This is a genomic window from Paenibacillus radicis (ex Gao et al. 2016) (assembly GCF_014641555.1).
Lineage (GTDB): Bacteria > Bacillota > Bacilli > Paenibacillales > Paenibacillaceae > Pristimantibacillus > Pristimantibacillus radicis.
The window spans coordinates 100,216-119,511 of record NZ_BMHY01000001.1 but is presented as its reverse complement, the minus strand read 5'-3'; the positions used below and the strand labels follow the sequence as shown (position 1 = coordinate 119,511).

At 47.0% G+C, this 19,296-nt stretch carries 18 protein-coding genes; 8 read left to right on the top strand and 10 right to left on the bottom strand.

The genetic code is table 11. The features are described 5' to 3' along the window. Nucleotides 1-11 precede the first annotated feature (11 nt). The 5 genes from IEX98_RS00525 to IEX98_RS00505 are packed head-to-tail and all read right to left on the bottom strand — an operon-like array spanning nt 12 to nt 4,836. Complete coding sequence (locus IEX98_RS00525) at nt 12-545, bottom strand: RNA polymerase sigma factor (RefSeq protein ID WP_188887002.1); 534 nt, start codon at nt 543-545, stop codon at nt 12-14. Beyond that, nucleotides 538-1,905: an ABC transporter substrate-binding protein gene (locus IEX98_RS00520; protein ID WP_188887001.1), complete on the bottom strand. Its 1,368-nt coding sequence runs from the start codon at nt 1,903-1,905 to the stop codon at nt 538-540. Before IEX98_RS00520 ends, IEX98_RS00525 begins: the two co-directional genes overlap by 8 nt. 13 nt (nt 1,906-1,918) lie before the next feature. After that, nucleotides 1,919-3,061, bottom strand: a complete 1,143-nt coding sequence (locus IEX98_RS00515) for an efflux RND transporter periplasmic adaptor subunit (protein ID WP_188887000.1) — start codon at nt 3,059-3,061, stop codon at nt 1,919-1,921. A gap of 19 nt (nt 3,062-3,080) precedes the next feature. After that, nucleotides 3,081-3,938 (bottom strand): carbohydrate ABC transporter permease, encoded by an 858-nt coding sequence (locus tag IEX98_RS00510; protein ID WP_188886999.1) that lies wholly within the window; start codon nt 3,936-3,938, stop codon nt 3,081-3,083. A 31-nt stretch (nt 3,939-3,969) separates the two neighbouring features. Next, a complete protein-coding gene (locus IEX98_RS00505) occupies nt 3,970-4,836 on the bottom strand; it encodes a carbohydrate ABC transporter permease (protein WP_188886998.1) in 867 nt (288 codons plus the stop codon). Between the two features lie 173 nt (nt 4,837-5,009). On the opposite strand from IEX98_RS00505, the gene IEX98_RS00500 reads away from it, so the two are divergent. The 3 genes from IEX98_RS00500 (at nt 5,010) to IEX98_RS00490 (ending at nt 8,493) form a co-directional block, all read left to right on the top strand. After that, nucleotides 5,010-5,723 (top strand): response regulator transcription factor, encoded by a 714-nt coding sequence (locus IEX98_RS00500; RefSeq protein WP_188886997.1) that lies wholly within the window; start codon nt 5,010-5,012, stop codon nt 5,721-5,723. A gap of 1 nt (nt 5,724) precedes the next feature. Next, nucleotides 5,725-7,101 carry a sensor histidine kinase gene (locus IEX98_RS00495; protein ID WP_188886996.1) on the top strand — a complete coding sequence of 459 codons (1,377 nt, stop codon included), beginning with the start codon at nt 5,725-5,727 and terminating at the stop codon, nt 7,099-7,101. A gap of 687 nt (nt 7,102-7,788) precedes the next feature. Beyond that, a complete protein-coding gene (locus IEX98_RS00490; RefSeq protein WP_188886995.1) occupies nt 7,789-8,493 on the top strand; it encodes a hypothetical protein in 705 nt (234 codons plus the stop codon). Between the two features lie 185 nt (nt 8,494-8,678). Here the strand turns inward: IEX98_RS00490 and IEX98_RS00485 are convergent, their stop codons facing one another. Next, nucleotides 8,679-9,044: a winged helix-turn-helix transcriptional regulator gene (locus IEX98_RS00485; RefSeq protein ID WP_188886994.1), complete on the bottom strand. Its 366-nt coding sequence runs from the start codon at nt 9,042-9,044 to the stop codon at nt 8,679-8,681. Between the two features lie 104 nt (nt 9,045-9,148). Between IEX98_RS00485 and IEX98_RS00480 the strand changes: the two genes are divergently transcribed. After that, nucleotides 9,149-10,006, top strand: a complete 858-nt coding sequence (locus IEX98_RS00480; protein ID WP_188886993.1) for an arginase family protein — start codon at nt 9,149-9,151, stop codon at nt 10,004-10,006. Between the two features lie 54 nt (nt 10,007-10,060). Here IEX98_RS00480 and IEX98_RS00475 read toward each other — a convergent pair whose 3' ends face one another. Next, nucleotides 10,061-10,906, bottom strand: a complete 846-nt coding sequence (locus IEX98_RS00475) for an aldo/keto reductase (protein ID WP_188886992.1) — start codon at nt 10,904-10,906, stop codon at nt 10,061-10,063. A gap of 167 nt (nt 10,907-11,073) precedes the next feature. Between IEX98_RS00475 and IEX98_RS00470 the strand changes: the two genes are divergently transcribed. Next, complete coding sequence (locus IEX98_RS00470; protein WP_188886991.1) at nt 11,074-11,529, top strand: MerR family transcriptional regulator; 456 nt, start codon at nt 11,074-11,076, stop codon at nt 11,527-11,529. Nucleotides 11,530-11,641: 112 nt separating this feature from the next. Here IEX98_RS00470 and IEX98_RS00465 read toward each other — a convergent pair whose 3' ends face one another. Continuing rightward, nucleotides 11,642-12,496, bottom strand: coding sequence for an NAD-dependent epimerase/dehydratase family protein (locus IEX98_RS00465; RefSeq protein ID WP_188886990.1), 855 nt, complete (start codon nt 12,494-12,496; stop codon nt 11,642-11,644). Nucleotides 12,497-12,815: 319 nt separating this feature from the next. Here IEX98_RS00465 and pdxR point away from each other — a divergent pair, with 319 nt between their 5' ends. Continuing rightward, nucleotides 12,816-14,225, top strand: coding sequence for a MocR-like pyridoxine biosynthesis transcription factor PdxR (gene pdxR, locus IEX98_RS00460; protein WP_188886989.1), 1,410 nt, complete (start codon nt 12,816-12,818; stop codon nt 14,223-14,225). A 10-nt stretch (nt 14,226-14,235) separates the two neighbouring features. Here the strand turns inward: pdxR and IEX98_RS00455 are convergent, their stop codons facing one another. Beyond that, complete coding sequence (locus IEX98_RS00455) at nt 14,236-15,630, bottom strand: MFS transporter (RefSeq protein WP_229691979.1); 1,395 nt, start codon at nt 15,628-15,630, stop codon at nt 14,236-14,238. A 230-nt stretch (nt 15,631-15,860) separates the two neighbouring features. Further along, the gene (locus IEX98_RS00450) at nt 15,861-16,448 is read right to left on the bottom strand and encodes a TetR/AcrR family transcriptional regulator (protein WP_188886987.1); all 588 of its coding nucleotides are present in this window, start codon (nt 16,446-16,448) and stop codon (nt 15,861-15,863) included. Between the two features lie 269 nt (nt 16,449-16,717). On the opposite strand from IEX98_RS00450, the gene IEX98_RS00445 reads away from it, so the two are divergent. Further along, complete coding sequence (locus tag IEX98_RS00445) at nt 16,718-17,458, top strand: response regulator transcription factor (protein ID WP_188886986.1); 741 nt, start codon at nt 16,718-16,720, stop codon at nt 17,456-17,458. Next, nucleotides 17,455-19,200 carry a HAMP domain-containing sensor histidine kinase gene (locus IEX98_RS00440; protein ID WP_188886985.1) on the top strand — a complete coding sequence of 582 codons (1,746 nt, stop codon included), beginning with the start codon at nt 17,455-17,457 and terminating at the stop codon, nt 19,198-19,200. The genes IEX98_RS00445 and IEX98_RS00440 overlap by 4 nt, the downstream gene beginning before the upstream one ends. Nucleotides 19,201-19,296 lie beyond the last annotated feature (96 nt).

Here is a 19,296-nt window from a genome sequence, read left to right as displayed (position 1 = left end):
CTTTAGTCTGTTTACATTCCCATATTGCTTTCCATTTGCAGTGCCACGCCGCGCAGCTTCTGTTTGGCGCGATGGATTCTCGACTTCACGGCGCTGATCAAGGTTTTCTGACGTTCCGCAAGCTGCTCATACGTCAATCCGTATTCATAGACGAGCAGCAGCGACTGGCGATTAATCGGATTTAACGAAGAGAGCAATTCACGAAGAAAATGCTGATCGACGATTGTTCGTTCAATGTCGGTATCGCCCATATAGACATCCCGCGACCCGCTATAGATACACATTTCCCGGCGCTGCTTGCGATACATGTCAATCACGACATTGCGGGAAACCGTCTTGAGCCATGCTTCCTTCTGATCAAGCTGCTCCAGCAGATCAATATGACGATAAGCCTTCAAGAACGTTTCTTGAACCGCATCCTGTGCCAGTTCACGGTCCTTGGCAATCGAGAAGGCATAATAATAGACTTGCTTGAAATATCTGGCGTATAAATGATGGAGTGCTTCGACATTCGAGTTGTCCTGCTGTTCTTTGCTGCTACTCATTCAAATATGTTTTCACCCGATTCTGGATCAATTTGCTGACTTCTTCCGCGGATTTTTGCCCGCTCATAAAGCTTTTGAATTCCTCCATCGCAATCATAAGCACCTTCATATCGCTAGTTCTGCGATAATCGGCCTTCGAGATTTGTTTCTCTACCGCTTCAATCCGTTTTTTCACGGTTTCACCATCCGGCAGCATATTTGCAGGTATCATCGTTTCCAGCGTTCCGGTCTCGATTTTTTGCAAAACCTCTTTCAATTTGTTGCTAGTGGCGCCTTTATTCATCGGCAATCCCATGAGATTCGGGGAAGCTTGCATTTCATCGGATAACAAAAACTTCACAAAGGCCCATGCTTCCTGCTGAACATCCGATTTGCTGTTTATCCCTAAGCTGTATGCAGGCTTGAACGGTGCGCCATCCTTTTGTCCGCTCGCGCTTGGCTTCTCGTAATAATCCATACCCTGCGGCATCGTCAGCGCTTGCTCAGGACTGTAGATGTCGACCATTTGAAAAGCTGCTTTACTGCTGTCGAAGGAGAATCCTTCACTGAGCAGACCTTCGTCAAACATTGATTTAATCTCTGTTATTAAATTGCGGAATAAATCCGAGTCAAAGTTCGGCTGTCCCTGACCTGCGAGCTGAGCGTAATTATCCTCAACAAAATCAAAGAGCAGCCCCGTTGGATCGAGGTTAATCGCTTTATCGGAATCGCCTTGCTGCTTCAGCTTTTGGGCGATCTCCTTGAACTGGTTCCAGTTCCACGACTCGTTATCGCCAACCGAAATATTCGCTTTCTTCAGCAGTTCGGTGTTTCCTTGAAACAGGCTGAGTGAGAACGAGAGCGGCATGGCGTAAAGACCCTCTCCATCTTGGGATGCCTTCAAAATGTTGCTGTACAGCGTATTCCGGTCGAATGAGCTGTCACCTGCCATCAGATCATTCAAATTGACCAGCAATTTTTTGGCGACAAATTTGTCTTGCGGCAATTCACTCATCAGCATCAGATCAGACCCTTTACCGGAAATAACTTGCGTCGTCACCGACTGCACGTACTTTTCCACGTCTGCAAGCGAAATGGCCTCCATGCTCATACTGCCTTCTCCGGCTGGCTGCGCCGCCCTATATTCCTTAATTTCAATATGGATATCCTTATGCTGCTCCTCAAATTTGCGCGCAGCAGCCTCCAAGAAACGATCTTTCATCATGACCGATATGACGACGGTTTTTTGACCGCCTTTGTCCTGCGGCGGCTTTTCTCCCCCCGTATCTAAATTCTTGGAGCCTCCTCCCCCTCCATTCCCTGAACAAGCGGACAACAACAGAACGACAGACAGCATGACTAACAACGCTACTTTTTTCAAATGAATCATCCTCTCAATTTAATCGGACTCGATTGCCTTCCTGCAGCGGCTGGCTCGACTCCGTCACAATATCTTCTTCCATATAAACGCCTCCGAGCACGACGATTTCCTCGCCGTTCCCTTTGCCGGTCTTCACGTAAGCCTTCTGGACCGTATACGTATTGCCGAGTGAACTTCGATTCTCGCGAATAACAAATACGTAGCTTCCGGTTCCGTCTTTTTTGATCCACTTTTGGCTGATGACAAGCCCTTGCTCCTTAAACGGCTTCTCCAAGTTAACACTGGCCGACTCACCTCCTTGGAGACCATCGCCCGGCACGTAAACGACGATTGTTTTCTGACTCTTGCCGCCTCCGCCCGAGCTGCCGTTTTCAGCATCCGGCTGATTAGCTCCTCCGCCTCCGTTTCCCGGAGAAGCCGTCTTAATTTCAGCGACCGTTCCTTCAATTTTTCGCGGCTTATCTCCATCCAAGGTGACTGTTACTTTTTCGTTCTTTTGCATCAAATCCGCCGATTCTTTATCTGTTGTGAACGTAAATTCGAATCCCTTACCCGTTTCCAACAGTGTCAACACCGGCTGGCCTTGAGGAATGCTCATCCCTTCCTTCGCTTGAAGATTCAATACTTTACCGTCCGCAGGTGCAGTCAAATCGCGGTTTTGTGCCAGCTCCTTGCGCAGCGCCTCGATTTTCCTCTCCGCAATGCCCCGGTCCAGCTGCTCTAATTCCAAGTCGCGTTTCGCTTTACGGATCGCGTCCTCGTCTTCTGATCGCTGAGCGGCCATGAATTGTTCTTTGAGCAGCTCCCGGTTTAAATTCCGTTTCTTCATCTCGTCCTCCGCATCGAGAAGCTGCTGTTGTACCTCCGTTCCGTCGTATGTGAGCAGAATTTGTCCTTTTTTGACTTTTTCCTCATCCTTAACATGCACCTTCGCTATCTTCCAGCTGTTATCGCTGTTTATCTCGCTTTGCTTGCGCGGCGTAATAAGGCCGCTTCCTTCAATGCGATGAGAGAGCGTCTTCTGCGTGGGCTTCTCCGTCGCGACTTTCGGCAGCAATGCGGTTTGAAGCGTTTGGCTGAACAACGTCAGCAGTGCCAATATGAGAAGGAACGCCACCAATGCAATGCCGGCAATCCGTTGTTTTCGCAATACCATATTGCCAATCTCCCTTCACTCAGCCTTTCACGCCGGAAAGCTGGATTCCTTCAATAAAATACCGTTCGGCACTCAAGAACAGAAGCACCATAGGCATCATGTATACAACCGAGACGGCAAACGAGATGCCAAGTGCATCTTCCTGTATGCGGGATAAGAACACCGACAGCGGCTGCATCGCAGCGTCCTGCAGGAAAATAAGCGGCTGCTCGACCATATTCCAATAATCGACGAACAGGAGCACGATAAGTGCAGCGATTCCCGGCTTCACCATCGGCAGCGCAATTGAGATGAATATGCGCCAGTACCCCGCACCGTCCATTTTGGCCGCTTCGATATAGGCCGAATGGATATGGAGCATGAACTGCCGCAGCAGAAACACGCCGAAGGCGCCGAACACACCCGGCAAAATAATAGAGCTGGGATGATTCAGGAGACCCAGCCGGTCAGCCATCAAATAGTTGGGTACGAGCGTCACCTGAAACGGCATCAGCATCGTCATCAAATAAAGGAAGAATAATCCGTCCCTGCCCGGAAAATTCAGCTTTCCGAATGCGAACGAGGCAAGTGTTGCCACCGCTGCTTGTCCAATGATAATAGGAGCCACCAGCATGACGGAATTCCAGAACAAGTACAAAAAATTCGGTGTTGCGATCAATACCTTGTCGTACTGCTGGAAGGATACCCAGTCCGGTATCCACTTGAGATTGACGAATACGCTCGTGTCGGTTTTGCCCAGCATACTGTAATTCGCCATGATTTCACGTTCCGTCATGAAGGAGCTGACGACGCTCAAGACGACGGGCATGAGCAACAGGACGGCAATGGCGATCAGCAGCAGCGAGCGCAGGAGCGGCAGTATCCATTGCTTCATCATGTCATTCACCTCTTTCCACTCTTTCTTGCACTTACTCCATATAAGAGCGGAATATCCGCTCCGTACGGAACAGCACGAACATAAGCCCCGTCATACAAAGCGCCATCAGCACTGCCGCGGACGAAACTTTCTGAATGTCGAGAGACAGGAACATATTGTTCATATAATGCTGCAGCATATAGATCCGGTCATGCGGATAAGCACCTGCGACGAGATACGTCTCACGAAAAACCTTGAACGAATTCAGTACGGACATAAGCACGACTAGAAACGTCGTTGGTGTTAAATAGGTGAGCGTAATTCCGAACAGCTTCCGGACGGGTCCTGCCCCTTCCAGACCGGCAATTTCATAATATTGATCCGGAATGTTCTGCAAACCGGCCAGGAACAAGATGACGTTGTAGCCGATGTTTTTCCATACATAGACCAGCACAATGACAAAGCCTGCCCACTCGGACTTCATCCAGTCTTGACGGCTAAAGCCGAAATGCTCCATTACGGCATTCAATGTGCCATTCCAATCAAATAAAATTTGCCAGACAAGCACAATTGAAGCGACTGGCACGACAAGCGGCAGAACATAAGCCGTGCGCAGCCAGTTTCGGAAAAACACCCGCTGGTTCAGAAGCAGTGCTAGCAATAGCGATACGACAACGAGGATCGGTACGCTGATCGCGGTAAACCAGAACGTGTTGGATGCCGCTTTCTGAAACGAGGAACTAAGGAGCAATTCCTTGTAATTAGACAGCGTGAAGCTTCCAACGAGCCGGTCTTGGAACGAGTACTGAATGCTCTGACCAAACGGAATGAGATAGAATAAGGAGAATCCGGCCAGACTCGGAGCGAGAAAACCGAAGGCAGCTAGAAGCTCCTTACGCGATAGACGTTGCAATTTCATGATGAAACCTCCAATCGGGAGCCGGTAAACATATAGGTTCGGCCTTACATCGACTAGTGTACCTATCAATCTGGGGAGTAAATATGAAAGCAATGTGGAAAAACTGTGGAATCGGGCCGTTGCAGAATCTTTTATGATAGAATGTTCCTCGATAACCGATTAGGAGGTTCCGCATGAAGTCCTATCAAATTGCTGTAGTCGACGACGATGCTCAAATACTAGAGATCGTGGAGGCATATTTATATAAAGAGGGATACCGTACATTGACATTATCGTCAGCAGAAGCCGCGTGGGAGCTGTGGAAAAATGATCCGCCCGATATGTGGATTCTGGACATCATGCTTCCGGGAATGAGCGGGTTTGAGCTGTGCAAAAAAATCCGCAAAGAAGCCGAGGTTCCTATCGTCATGATCTCGGCACGCGATGATGAGGTCGATCGCATTCTCGGGCTTGAGCTCGGCAGTGACGATTACATGACGAAGCCGTTCAGTCCGAGAGAACTGGTCGCGCGCGTGAACCGCTTGTTCCACCGGCTCAGCTCGATTCGCGAGGCTCGGGAAAATGCTGCCTCTTCGCAGCCCGGGCATACCGCTATCGAAGTTGGCGAGCTGCGGCTCGTTCTGGAAGAACGGCGCGTGTTCTGGCGTGAGGAAGAAATCGAGATGACGCTGAAGGAATTTGAACTGCTGCAGCTGTTGTCCGAGCAGCCGAACCGGGCATTCACCCGGGATGAGCTGCTTACGTTAATTTGGGGAGACAATTACTACGGCTACGACCGGGCAATTGATGATCTGGTGAAGCGGCTGCGCAGAAAAATTAAAGAGCTCCCGATCGATACCGTAAGAGGGCACGGCTATCGGCTGCGTACGGAAAGGACGGGGCTATAATATGAAAATGATCTATCGGCTTCATCTTTCATTTGCACTTCTGCTGATCTGTACGCTCGTAATTACCGCCGTGCTCATTCATCCGCTGCTGCTCAACACACTAGTGGACAGCCAGCGAAAGGAAATGCAGGTTCAAGCCAATCTGCTCATGGAGTTGACTCCGGTCATGCCGCTTATACCGGCTCAAGGATCGGTTGCTCAGAAAAATGCCGAGTCGTTTGTGCCGATGAGCGGGCTCACGAACGCGGTGCTGTTCACACCTGCGGAGCAGGTCGTCTACAGCACACTGACGGGTGAAGCCGCAAGCGAGCTGATGGAATTATCAAAGCAAGGCAAGCTTGCATCCGGGGAAATTTGGAAAGGGAAAGACGATCAATATATCGTAGAAACATTATCCTCTATCCCTGGAATCCAAGCGGAGCGGCAAGTTCCGGCTGTTACGGCGGTCATGACAACACCGCTAAGCAAGATCAAAGAGATGCAATTCGCCTTGTTTGGAAGACTCATGATTATTCTGACCGCCGGAGGGATCGTCGCTTTCCTGCTGAGCATGGTCATTACGAGAAGACTCGTTAAACCGCTGGGTGATTTGACGAAGGAATTGAACAAGGTGGAAAACCGCCGTTTCTCTGAAGTCCGGCTCGTCGAAACGGGGGGCGAGATCGGGGAGGTCGCGAAAGCCGTCTATCATCTTGCCGGTGAATTAGAGAAATATCAGCGCACACAGAAGCAGTTTTTCCAGAACACCTCGCATGAATTGAAGACACCGCTCATGTCCATCCAAGGATATGCCGAAGGCATCAAGGACGGTGTCTTTACAGGGGATCTTGCCAATAAAGGGCTGGATGTCATCGTCAAGGAATGCGAGCGGCTGAAAAAGATTGTGACCGAAATGATTCTTCTTGCGAAGCTCGAAAGCGAGGAAGGCATTTTTCAAATGGACCAGGTGCCGGTACGGGAATTAATTGCGGAGACCCTCGAGCGCATCAATCCGCTGCTCGTCAAGAACGGCTTGCGCGTTGAGTTGGACGGATTTGACAGCGGCCAAGAATGGTCGATCTATGCCGACCGCGAGAAAGTACTGCAAGCACTCATCAACATACTTGGCAACGCAGCCCGCTATGCGAAGGAAACGATTCACATTCAAACTACCGCTAATGCCGAAGGGATCGACATCGGCATTACCGATGACGGCGAAGGCATTCCCGAACCGCTGTTATCCCAGCTTTTTGAACGGTTCGCGAAAGGAAAAAACGGCGAAACAGGACTTGGCCTGGCGATTTCCCGCGCCATCGTCGAGCGGTGCCGCGGCCGTATTTCGGCCCATAATGAGCCTGGCGGCGGCGCGGCGTTTGTGATGCGTTTTCCAACCCCTTAGTCTAATGGGCGTAATTCATCCGTTATAACTAGTAACCATAAAGACCGTCAACCATCTAGCTTATCCAGATGGTTGGCGGTCTTCTTCATGTTCTGGGAGATTCGTCTGCTCAAGCCAAGAACCTGAATGAGAGGGGACATCGTTCCTATTCCGATGAGGATTTATTCCGGCTCCATCATATATTGACCTTAAATCCCACGATCGAACACGTAAGTCATGTTTTCTCGTCAATCAACGTTTCCATTTTGAGATTGGTCCTTTTAATTTGATTATGGAAAGGAATCACCTTCCATTCCATTGTAAGGGATCTTTTTTCGTTTAAATCAAGTAGTTATAGAAAGTTATGAAAATTCAGAGAAGTTTAATGCAACTATAGTTCCAAAAAAAAATACAAAAAACCAAAAATTTCTACAATTATTTTATCTTCTAGTTGTATCTTTTGTACTATATTATAATTTACATATATTTGTTAAAATTTAATTTAAGAGGAAATAATCAGTAAATTAAAACGGAATGCTGCGCAGCGTTCAAGAAAATTAATACGTTTTTTTATTGAACCTCTGTTCAAGTAAACCTTGAATATATCGTTTCTAATCGTTTTTTCGTTTGCATTTTATAAGCAGAAACAGTCTTAATATGGATCTTTGAGGAATATTATTTTAGAACTAAATTGGAGGTAAACAAATAATGAAAAAAAACCTATCAATCGCTTTATTCCTTGTATTTACTATGTTTTTCTCTCTTTCTACTAATGCTATTGCAGCCACTGGTGATTCTATCATTAAATACTATACTGTTAATTCATATTACGGTATTGGCGGCTCCTTAGTTATCCCTTCAAATGTTAGTGCAGCAAATGGGAATGTTATCAATTTCCAATTAGGATTGGCTGATACTGTGGAAGCAGGCGTTTCATTTAGTTCAGCTGGTTGGAAGATATTTATCAATACTGGTTATCATGCATGCAAAGCAAATTCCAATAATACTGAAGTTTTTTGCAGTAAATATTGGAGATCCGTTCCATTAACGACGCAACCAGCAGCAGGTGATGTTCTAAATTTAAAAATTGTTAATAATGGAAATAATACAGTTAGCTACTTCCTTAATGGTACATCCGTGTTTAATGGATATGATTGGGGCAATCTGCCAGTTTACACCTCCCTTCCTGCAACTACGAAAGTAAAATTTATGCATATTACATCAGATTTCAATGGAACAACTAGATATAACAATGCAGAATGGAAAGACATCGTTCTTCGTGCAAATGCAAGTGGAAGTGTGTATACAAATTGGACAAGTTCTATACCAAGAACATCTTCACATACAAATGAAGGTAACTTTACAATTCATAGCTCATTTAATCCGTTAAAAACATCTTTCCAAGCTCATTAAACAAATTTAAAATGAACAATAAAAACCCATCTAACTGGTGAATTTTTATTCTGGCTTTCGAGAAAGTGCCAACAGCTTTTTTTATAACCTATTAACTTCAGAGGTCGGTAATTAAGGCTTTTAGGTGGTAAAACAGCAACAATTTGATGCTTAATTTTCATAACACTACAGGGCTAACCATGAGGTTAGCCCTGCTCTTTATGTCGAATATGACTATTCTGGTTCTTTACGCCCCACTCGCATAATTGCTCCAACACGGGCAATAAGCTTTCCGCTCTCTCTGTAAGCCTGTACTCGACTTTAGGAGGCACCTGAGGATATTCTGTCCGTGTCACCATGCCGTCCGCTTCCAATTCTTTAAGCTGCGAGCTCAGCATTTTATAAGTGATCGCCCCTACCTGTCTTTTCAGATCATTGAAGCGAACCGGCTGATTCTCGGCCAGAAGGTAAATAAGAACCATTTTCCACTTTCCTCCAATGATCGATAAGGTATAACCAAAAGGCGTATCTTGAATATGTTTAACCTTGCCTTTATATTCAGCCATACTCATGTTTGCACTATCCTTTCTGAAAGTACCTACCTATAAAGTGCGTACTGTTTTTTCGTATGTATACATTTTATACTAGCTTTACTTTAAGTAAAGGAGAGAAAAAAATGGCTAAACAAACGATACGCTTGCTGATGCCCCAATGGCAAGGCGGAAACAACCCTAACTATTCTTTTGGAGCTGAATTGCTTGCTTGGCTAGCTCCTGATAATGACCAGCCCCTCATTCATGTCCCCGTTCAAGCTTATGACGGAGTTCCGCTTGAAAACGAGGATGGCATCTACGGAAGGAAACAACTGCTCCAGCAGTTAGAGGCTGCTCAGCATATTATAAATGCGCATAAACCGGATCGTATCGTCATGTTTGGCGGTGACTGCCTGGTCGAACAAGCGCCATTTGCCTACTTGAACGAACGATACGGCGGGGAATTAGGTTTAGTCTGGATCGATGCCCACAGCGATTTAGTTAGAATTGTCGGATATGACAACGGACATACTTTGCCGCTCGGAAATCTTCTGGGAGAAGGCGATGAAGAGTTCGCCATGCATGTGAAAGTTCCTCTCAAGCCTGAAAATGTCTTCATCGCCGGATTCGATATTCCTACCGAACAAGATACTGAGATCATTCAGAGACTGGGTATTCAAGCGGCTGGCACCAAAGAATTAATGAACAGCACAGCATCTATAAAGGATTGGATTAAACAAAGCAACATTAAACACCTGGCCATTCACCTAGATCTGGATGTGCTTGACCCTAAAGCATTTCGTTCTTTATTATTCGCCAATCCAGAAGCTCCTTATGATTTTTCCGCTGCTGGAACGATGCCAATATCCGGGCTCCTTCATCTGATTAAAGAGCTGTCGGAAGAAGCAGATGTCGTTGGATTAGGGATAACAGAGCATATGCCATGGGATGCGATTAACTTGAAGAGCCTGCTTGGAGAAATACCTCTTCTAAATATATAACTAAATAAAGTCATTATTGAAAAAAACCCGCGCCTAGCGCGGGTTTTCAACCTTTTATTTGCCGAGATTAATGATATACTCTACGGTTTGCGGATCATAGTGGGAGAAAAATAAACTTTCGCCTGTATCCAGTACAGCTATTTTATCCATATCCCCGGCTGTCAATTGAAAGTCAAATACGTTGAAGTTCTCTTCCATTCTGCTTTTATTGACCGTTTTCGGAATAACGACTACGTCTCTCTGAATCAAGAAGCGCAAAGCAACCTGGGCTGTAGATTTGTTATATTTATCAGCTATTTCTTGTAAGACCGGGTTCGTGAAAAAATTGTTTTTCCCTTCGGCAAATGGACCCCATGATTCAATTTGTGTATTGTACTTTTTCATAAATTCATGTGCCTTTACTTGCTGATTGAAGACATGAGTTTCCACCTGATTCACAGCAGGCACGATTTCGGTGAACTCCACCAAATCGATATATCGATCCGGATAGAAGTTGCTTAACCCGATCGCTCTAATTTTACCTGCTTTATAAAGCTCCTCCATCGAGCGGTACGTTCCGTAATAATCATTGAAGGGCTGATGAATCAGCACTAAGTCCAAATAATCAAGCTGGAGCTTGTCCATCGACTCCTGAATAGAAGCTTTTGCTTTATCATAACCGGCATTGGAAATCCACACTTTAGTGGTAATGAAAAACTCTTCTCTAGGCACGCCGCTTTTCTCGATCGCATGACCTACCGCAATTTCATTTTGGTAAACCTGTGCAGTATCAATGGAACGATAACCTACACTGATCGCATCAAGCACGCATCTTTCGCATTCCTCTTGATCCCGAATCTGATAAACGCCATAGCCTAAAATCGGCATCTTTACTCCATTATTCAAGGTTACATATTCCATTTCAATTCCTCCTAAATATCAGGCTTTGTTCATACTACAATTAACAGCTTACAGCATTCGTGTTACACGAAGTCAAACGTTATTTATAAGCTATATTATTGGGCTGGTTACTTTATTGCATTCGTCATTCTTCTGTGTTAGTAATAGATAAGATGAGGAGGGATTGTATGTACACGGTAAAAGAAGTGGCACAAATGCTCGACTTAACGGAGCATGCGGTTCGCTTTTACACAGATAAAGGATTAATTCCAACCTTACTGCGAGATCAAAATAACGCCCGTCTATTCAACGAGGAATCGATCAATTGGCTTACAGGTGTAAAAATTTTAAAACAATGCGGGATGTCGATTGAAGATATTAAAGCCTACGTAGATCTTTGTTTAGAAGGTGATTCTACCATTCGTGAACGTTATGAGATTATTGTGAGACAAAAAGAACGTGCCCTTCTTCAATTGCAGGAAGCAAAAAACAGAGCGGATTATATGGAAGCTAAGACGAAGTATTACCTTAACATCATGGATGGTGTAATTGCTGATGGTTCGAATCCCGCTAAGTGGAATCTAAAAAAGGCAGCACATGAGATTGAGAATTGGACCTCTGTCAAAACGGTGGACGCCAAATAGCGTTGCTCAAGCATAAAGCGATTGTTTCTTTAGCCAATCTTGGCTGGAAGAAACAATCGCTTTTATTTATTTTTCTGATGAAGACAGCCGGGGTCCATTCATAACGCTTAACTTAACTTAAAGACTGCGCAAATCCCGATCTCCAAGTCGGATATTTCGGTACCCAGCCGTACTCATTCCGTGCTTTGGCATTGGAAGCACCACGTTCCCAGCTATTGCTGCCCGATTGATTTTCTGGCGCTGGAGCTTGCAACGCATCGGCATAAACCGGCAGCCATTCCGTGCCCGGGGCTGGCTCGTCGTCAACGATGTTCAATGTTCCGGTTGGCCAATCCAATGCCAGCAGGGCTGCATTCGCCGCATCCTCAACATGCAGGAAAGAAGTAATACCCTCCGTTGCCGGAAGCTCGCGATTCCGTGCTTTTTCTGCCACAGCGCCCTCGCTGTCATACCAGGTATGCGGCCCGTACAGCGTGCCGTATCGGAGAATAACGTATTCCGGAATTTCTGCCACCGCTTCTTCCAAGGCGACAACGCCATCGATTGTCGTTTTCCGCGGCGAAGCTGCACGTATATCCAGTGGTACTTTTTCCGCAGCAGGCTGATCACCCGGCTCATAAGCCCAAGAAATACTTTGAGCAATCATTTTTTTAACACCTGCCTGTTTAGCGGCATCCACCAAATTTCGGGTGCCCTCCATCCTAATCTTGGCGTTATCAGCTGAATTCCAATTGCTGAGCGATGTAAGCTGATGTATAACGACATCCGGCCTGATCTCCCCCATTGCTGCAATCATTCCCTCACGATCAAAGACATCTGCAACAATTGCCTTTGCGCCTAACGCTTCAATAACCTGCAGCTGCTCCGAATTATGAGTCATTCCTATCACCTCGTGACCTGCCTTCACTAGCTTAGGAAGCAGAGAACGGCCAATTACACCCGTTGAACCAGCTACGAATATTTTCATATCAAAAACCTCCGGAAACTTATGATTTTATTGCGGCTTTGCCATATCATGAATCGGAAGCAAAAGCCGATAATCCCCTTCGCGGGACTATGAATAATTGAATCACTGCCAGCAACACTGAAACCAAGATTATTCCTAATATCCCCATACTGAATTGTCCCATACCGTCGTAAGCCCAATCATCAGCTCTCAGCTTTATTTAGATAATCTTGTCTTGGCAAGCTTTATGTTATGTTAGCACGAGAGATTGGTGTGAATAAGTACCACTTCTATGCTAATATAGGCATACCAATTTAAGAGCAGGAAAGGGGCAACCTGTATGCCGAATCCGTCAGATCCTTTTACAGCTGCTGATACGAAAACAAAACAGATCTATGCGCTGCTTCGAGCTCGTATCTTTCAAGGCAGGTATGAAGCAGGAAGCAGCCTTCCTTCAACGAGAGATCTGGCAAGCGAGCTTGGCGTATCACGGGCGCTTATAGTAGAAGTGTATGAACAGCTAATAGCTGAAGGCTATTTGGAAGGCCGCCGGGGATCCGGTACCTATGTATTGGATTTGGGAAGAAGCAGACCAATTCAAGCGCAGTTCATGGCTGCAGACGCTTCAGCGGGAATGACTTCACCAGAATTTGAAGCAGCTCGTTTCAAAGGTATTGATTTTCGTCCGAGCTTTCCAGCTCTCGAACAAATCCCCCATAAGAAGTGGAAAGAAGTAACGCTGAGCGTATATGACCATGCCCACTCCTCGGAGTTTGGCTATGATGAAGATCCGGCAGGCAATTGGCTGCTTCGCAACAACATTTGCCGGTATCTGCTCCATGTCAAAGGAATTCAATGTTCTCCTTCACAGGTTGTCGTAACAGCGGGAGCGACCCAAGCCATCGCCCTGTTATGCAGGCTTCTATTGAAGCCCGGGGACGCCGTGGCCATAGAGGACCCCACCGCAAACTTCATCCATGCCATTTTTGCATCGACAGGTGCCGACATCGTACCCGTTCCCGTCGATGATCACGGCTTGTGTGTCGATGAATTGCCGACTCATTTGCAGCCTAAATGCGTCTTTGTTACACCATCACATCAATTTCCTTTCGGCAGCATCCTGTCCATTTCCAGACGTATTCAATTGCTGGACTATGCCCGGCAAACCGGAGGCTATATCATCGAAGACGATTATGACAGTGAGTTCCGATATGCCGGAATGCCGGTTCATGCACTTCGAGAGCTCGATTCCGAGCGAGTGGTGTATGTCGGAACCTTCAGCAAAAACTTATATCCCTCACTGCGGCTCGGTTATATGGTCGTTCCGCAGGAACTGCTGGATCCGCTGCTGCGCTTAAAGCGAATGACGGATATGCAGTGCCCAACCCTGTCCCAAGTCACATTGGCGCACTTTATTGCTGACGGCCATCTGGAACGTCACATATCTCGTATGAAGCGGATTTATGGGAAAAGACGAATTCGTCTCATCACCGCTTTAACAGAAGCGTTTGGCAGCGGGGTGAATATTTCCGGTGACGCTGCAGGCTTGCATCTGATTGCGAAATTGTCCGGACGTAAATTCGACTCCATTAAAGCTGCTCAGCTTGAAGAACGAAATATTAAGATATATCCCGCCGAAAAGTATACTATCGCCAAAGGCAAGTATGAAGAGAGTCTTATTATGGGGTTCGGCAACGTTACGGAAGCGCAAATAACGGAAGGAATTAAGACGATTGCAGATCTTTTATGAATGAGTTAGATTAATGCGATGCGTATTTATTTGTATCGACGCTGGAATTCTTCTTCCTTCTTAGGATCGCAAAACTGATAACAATGCCCAGTGCCGTAACGCTGGAGGCAATAACGAATGCCGTATGAATCGCTTGATTCAAGTCAGCGGCTGCCATCGATTCCAGCGATGCATCTGATCCTAGGCTGGCAGAAATGATCGCCATAATAACAGCCAAGCCGACCGCACCGCCGATTTGCTGGCCTGTGGAAATCATCGCTGAGCCCACGCCCTGCTCCTTCGGATCGATACCCGTGCTGCCTGCAATGAACATAGTCGTAAAGACGAGCGCCTGACCGAGACCGATTATGACGGTGCCTGGAATGATTCCCCATGCATGGCCCGACACGGAAAGCCCGCTAAGCAGCATGAATCCGATACCGCCAAGCCCCATTCCGATAGCAATCGTACCGGCTGCCCCGACGGCCGACAGCATTTTATTAACAAGCTTTGCGCCAAAGAACGCACTAATCGTCAGTGGCAAAAAGCTTAAGCCGGATTGAATCGCCGATAAGTGCAATACCCCTTGTGTGTACAACGTCAAAAAGTAGTACAGCGTACCGAACGAAGCCGAGAACAATGCCGCCACCAAAGCAGCACCTGTCAGGTTGCGATTGCGAAACAATCTGAATGGAAGCAACGGTTCTTTCGTACGATTCTCAATTATTACGAACAGAAGCAGCAAAGCGGCACCGATGATTCCGAACGGGAGTGTCCCTGCACTTACCCAGCCTGCTACTGGAGACTGAATCAAGTAATACACGATAAGGATCATACCAGCCGTCACCGATATCGTTCCTGCTGCATCGTAGTGCCTTTTACCCGATTGAACTTTGCTCTCCACAAGTACAATAGGGGCAAGAATGATTGCGACTATCGTGATCGGTACGTTAACAAAGAACGTAAATTCCCAGCCCATGTAGCTGGTTAACACGCCGCCCAGCAGCAATCCGATGGATAAACCTACACCGCCCATAGCAGCCCATATTCCCATTGCCCGGTTGCGCTCGGCGCCTTCATCGAAATTGGACATAATTAGCGACAATGTGGATGGCGACAACAGCGCACCGCCAAGCCCTTGCAGCCCCCTGGCAATGATCAGGAGCATTTGTGAGGTTGCAAGACCACCGAGCAGTGAACCTAGTCCGAACAAGCTCATCGCAACGACAAACATTTTACGCCTCCCGAGCAAGTCAGACAATCGTCCTCCAATTAACAGAAATCCCCCGAAAACAAGGGAATACGCACTGACAACCCACTGCAAATTATTTGCGGAAAACCCCAAAGCCTCTCCTATCGAAGGCAAGGCTACAAAAATTATCGTGTAATCAAGTGCCAAGATTAACTGAGATACAGCAAGAAGCATTAATGCAATGCCTTTACGTTGACTAACATTCATAGTTGAATCGCCCTTTCTTTTTATAGACTAAACAGTCTATTATGGTTAAAAATAAAGATCGCTTTGCAATAACTACAGATTAATTGATTTGAATGCCCTGCTCATACCCTCCTATTTCATATTCAACGTTTTCCAGACTTTTCAGTCCAATATAAAATTACAGACCAAACAGTCTAAAATAAACAGGCATACGCTCATTAATAACGATCGAGCGTAGAGAGTACAACTGCTGCAACATCTTCTAAAACTTTAGGATCATTAGACAGCTTCGCCGCTTGCGTCATACTGTACCGTGCATGATATAAATACCGTGCAAGGACATGCAAGTCCTGATTTTGACCGATCTCTCCCCGGCTTTGAGCACGAACTAGCGCTTCATAAAAGGCTTTTTCGAGCAGCATGCGATCCCGTTCAAAAATTGCTGCGATTTCAGAATCGTGAGGGATCTGGTCGATCGCACTATACAAGATCAAACATTCCTCTCGCCGCTCATCATCCTGCAGCGCAGATACAATGGTCTGAAAAATTTCGGCGATCACTTTTTTAACCGGCTCTGTGCGATCCAAATAGACAACCGCTGCTGACGATTTCTCATCGACATAATGCTTTACAGCCTTTATGAATAGATCTCTCTTCGTCCCGTAAGTGTCATAAAGACTTTGACGAGCAATGCCTAAACCATCCAGCAAGTTCTGAAGGGATGTGCCTTCGAAGCCATAATGGCCGAAAACTTTCATCGCCTTATGCAAAACCTCGGTCGTATCAAATTCCTTGTTTCTTGCCATGAGGTTAGCCTCCTTCCCCCCCTATATTACACATTCCAGATCGTTCAGTCAATAATAATCATAAAAAAAGAGCCATAGCCAAAACTCTCCTAATGAAGAAGTTTGGTATGGCTGTTGAAAATCATGCAAGTTACCTTGCTCATTTTTCTATCCTAACAGCCCCATTGAAACGGAGCCTAAACGATTTGATGAATCTGAGCTGGATTTTGCTCCCGCGTTTAGGTTCTGTTAAAGTGAAAATGCTACTATGAAAATGGGTGAAAACAACAATGACTAATCTATCGGATATAAAAATATTAATCGTGGACGACGAGCCTTCCATTGTTACCATGTTACAGATGGTGCTTCGCAGAGAAGGGTTTCAGCAGTTGCATTCAGCTTCCACTTGTGCAGAGGCGCTCGACTTAACGAAGCGCATCCTTCCTGATATGATTCTGCTCGACATTATGCTTCCCGACGGCAGCGGACTCGAGCTTTGCGCCAAGCTCCGCGAATACGGGAATCCGCATATTTTCTTCTTAACGGCCAAAACTTCTGACCTCGACGTTCTTCGAGGCTTCTCCATGGGCGGGGATGATTATATTACGAAGCCCTTCAATCCCCTAGAGGTGGCCGCGAGAATTCAGGCCCGCATCCGCCGTTTGGAGCCGGAAGCCGCAACCGCTGCGGCCGCTCCGGTGAAACGGCCAGAATCAGGTATTTACCGGTTCAGCCGCTTCACCCTTAATGAGGCGGAAGGTGAACTGCTCGTAGATGGACATCTTGTTCCTTGTCCTGCGCAGGTGTTCCATCTGCTGCTGCACTTCTGCAAGTATCCCGGTATCATTTTTTCTAAAACACAACTGTACGACAAAGTATGGGGAATCAATGGCCTGGGCGATGACGCGACTGTGATGGTACATATCCGGCGCATACGGGAGAGGATCGAGATCGATCCCGGCAACCCGAAGCTGCTGCTTACGGTACGCGGTCTCGGCTATAAGCTGGCGAAGGAGTCGCAGGAGCAATGAAGATCCAACAACGGATGGCTTTCCACTTTACGTATCAGTTGATCTTCTATGCCCTGGTCATGGTGGCCCTCACGCTGATCGCCTCCATCCTATACTTTCAGAACACGAAAAACAATGAATTACGCCGGAACTTTCCAGTTGGCGCTTTGCAATTCATTTCTCAAGAAGCGAGCTCCAAGGACGGAGTGATTAAGATCTCCTCCAAGTGGGACCGTTTCATTGAAGAGAAAGGCATGTGGATGCAGGTTGTCAATGCTGAAGGCGAGGTCATCCACTCGGTCAATACGATAACTCACCATGCGCTTCCATCCTCTTACTCCACGGCTGAGCTTCTCGATATTCAGGAGACACGGGCGTTAGGGAAGTATGCCGTCTACACACAGCTGAATTTTACGTTCAACGAACCGCTGCTGTATATGCTGGGCTACCATAACGCTGATCTTGACCAGCTTATGAACTTGTTCAGCACCTACGGGCAGCAGGGGATGGTGCAAAGCGCTGCGACTTCCCTGCTGGACCAGAAGCTTCGTGAAGCCGGCAGCTATTTGCAGATTATCGACCCTGCCGGTCATGCTGTGCAAGGAGTCGGGGATGATGCCTACGTAAAGAAGGCTTATCGTTCACTGGACATTCTGGCCATCCAACAATCACCGGGCAACTATGATACGAATATTGTCACCTACCGGGACAAGCCGAGCGGAATGACTTGGATCCTCTATACCGCTCAAGATGCTGGAGGTCCGCTGAAGCATCCTCTGATGGATACGGCAACCCGCAGACTCATCTGGTTTGTAGGTCTAATTCTGCTGCTAGCAATTCCAATCTCCATCTGGCATGGCTACCGTTACGGTCAACCGCTCATTCTGTTCGCAGGCTGGTTCGATCGCATGCGCAAGGGGCAATACAACGAAGTGTTAACCGCCAAGGATATGCGCAAGGTGTTCCGCCGCGATGGCGCGATGCGGCCCAGCTACAAGCTCTATCGGGAAGTTATAGAATCCTTTTATCAGATGACGCATCAATTGGAACAAACCGAGAAGGAACGCGAGAGACTGGAGAAATCGCAAGCGGAGTGGATGTCGGGGATATCCCATGATCTGCGCACGCCCCTGTCCACGATTCAAGGTTACGGGTATATGCTGGAGAGCTTGCCCGAGGAATGGAGCCAAGAGGAGATGCGGATCATGGGAACGACGATAAGGGAGAAAGGCGATTATATGCTGGAGCTGATCTCCGATTTCTCCATGGTTCATCAGCTCAAGCAGGGCGATTCGCTTATGGAGCTTAGGGAGATCGATTTGGATGAGCTGGTTCGCTGCTCCTTATTGAAGTATATCAACGACGCCACGCTGTCCGAATATCAGTTCCTCTACGTTGGAGAGGAGCGTGCCGTTCTGGTCAAGGCAGATGAAACCTGGCTGCTGCGGCTGATGGACAATCTGCTGTCCAACGCCGTGAAGCATAACCCGCCAGGCGTGAGTATCACCGTTTCGGCGGGCATGGTCAACGATAAGGCATACATCCGGGTCATTGATAATGGAAGAGGAATGGATGAGGAAACGCTGCATCATTTGTTCAAGCGCTACTACCGGGGAACGAATACTTTAGAATCAACGAATGGCTCCGGACTTGGGATGAGTATTGCCAAATCCATCGTGGAAGCGCATGACGGCGAAATTCATGTCCAATCCAAAATGTGCCAAGGCACAAAAATTGAGATTCTGCTGCCTGCTGAGCGTTGATACATCGAGCCCCCTTCCGGTGTGAAAGCATCCTCACATGCTATCCCTCGTGCTAAGTCAAAACAAAATGTAAATGTGCAGGCTGATGAGCCTCAA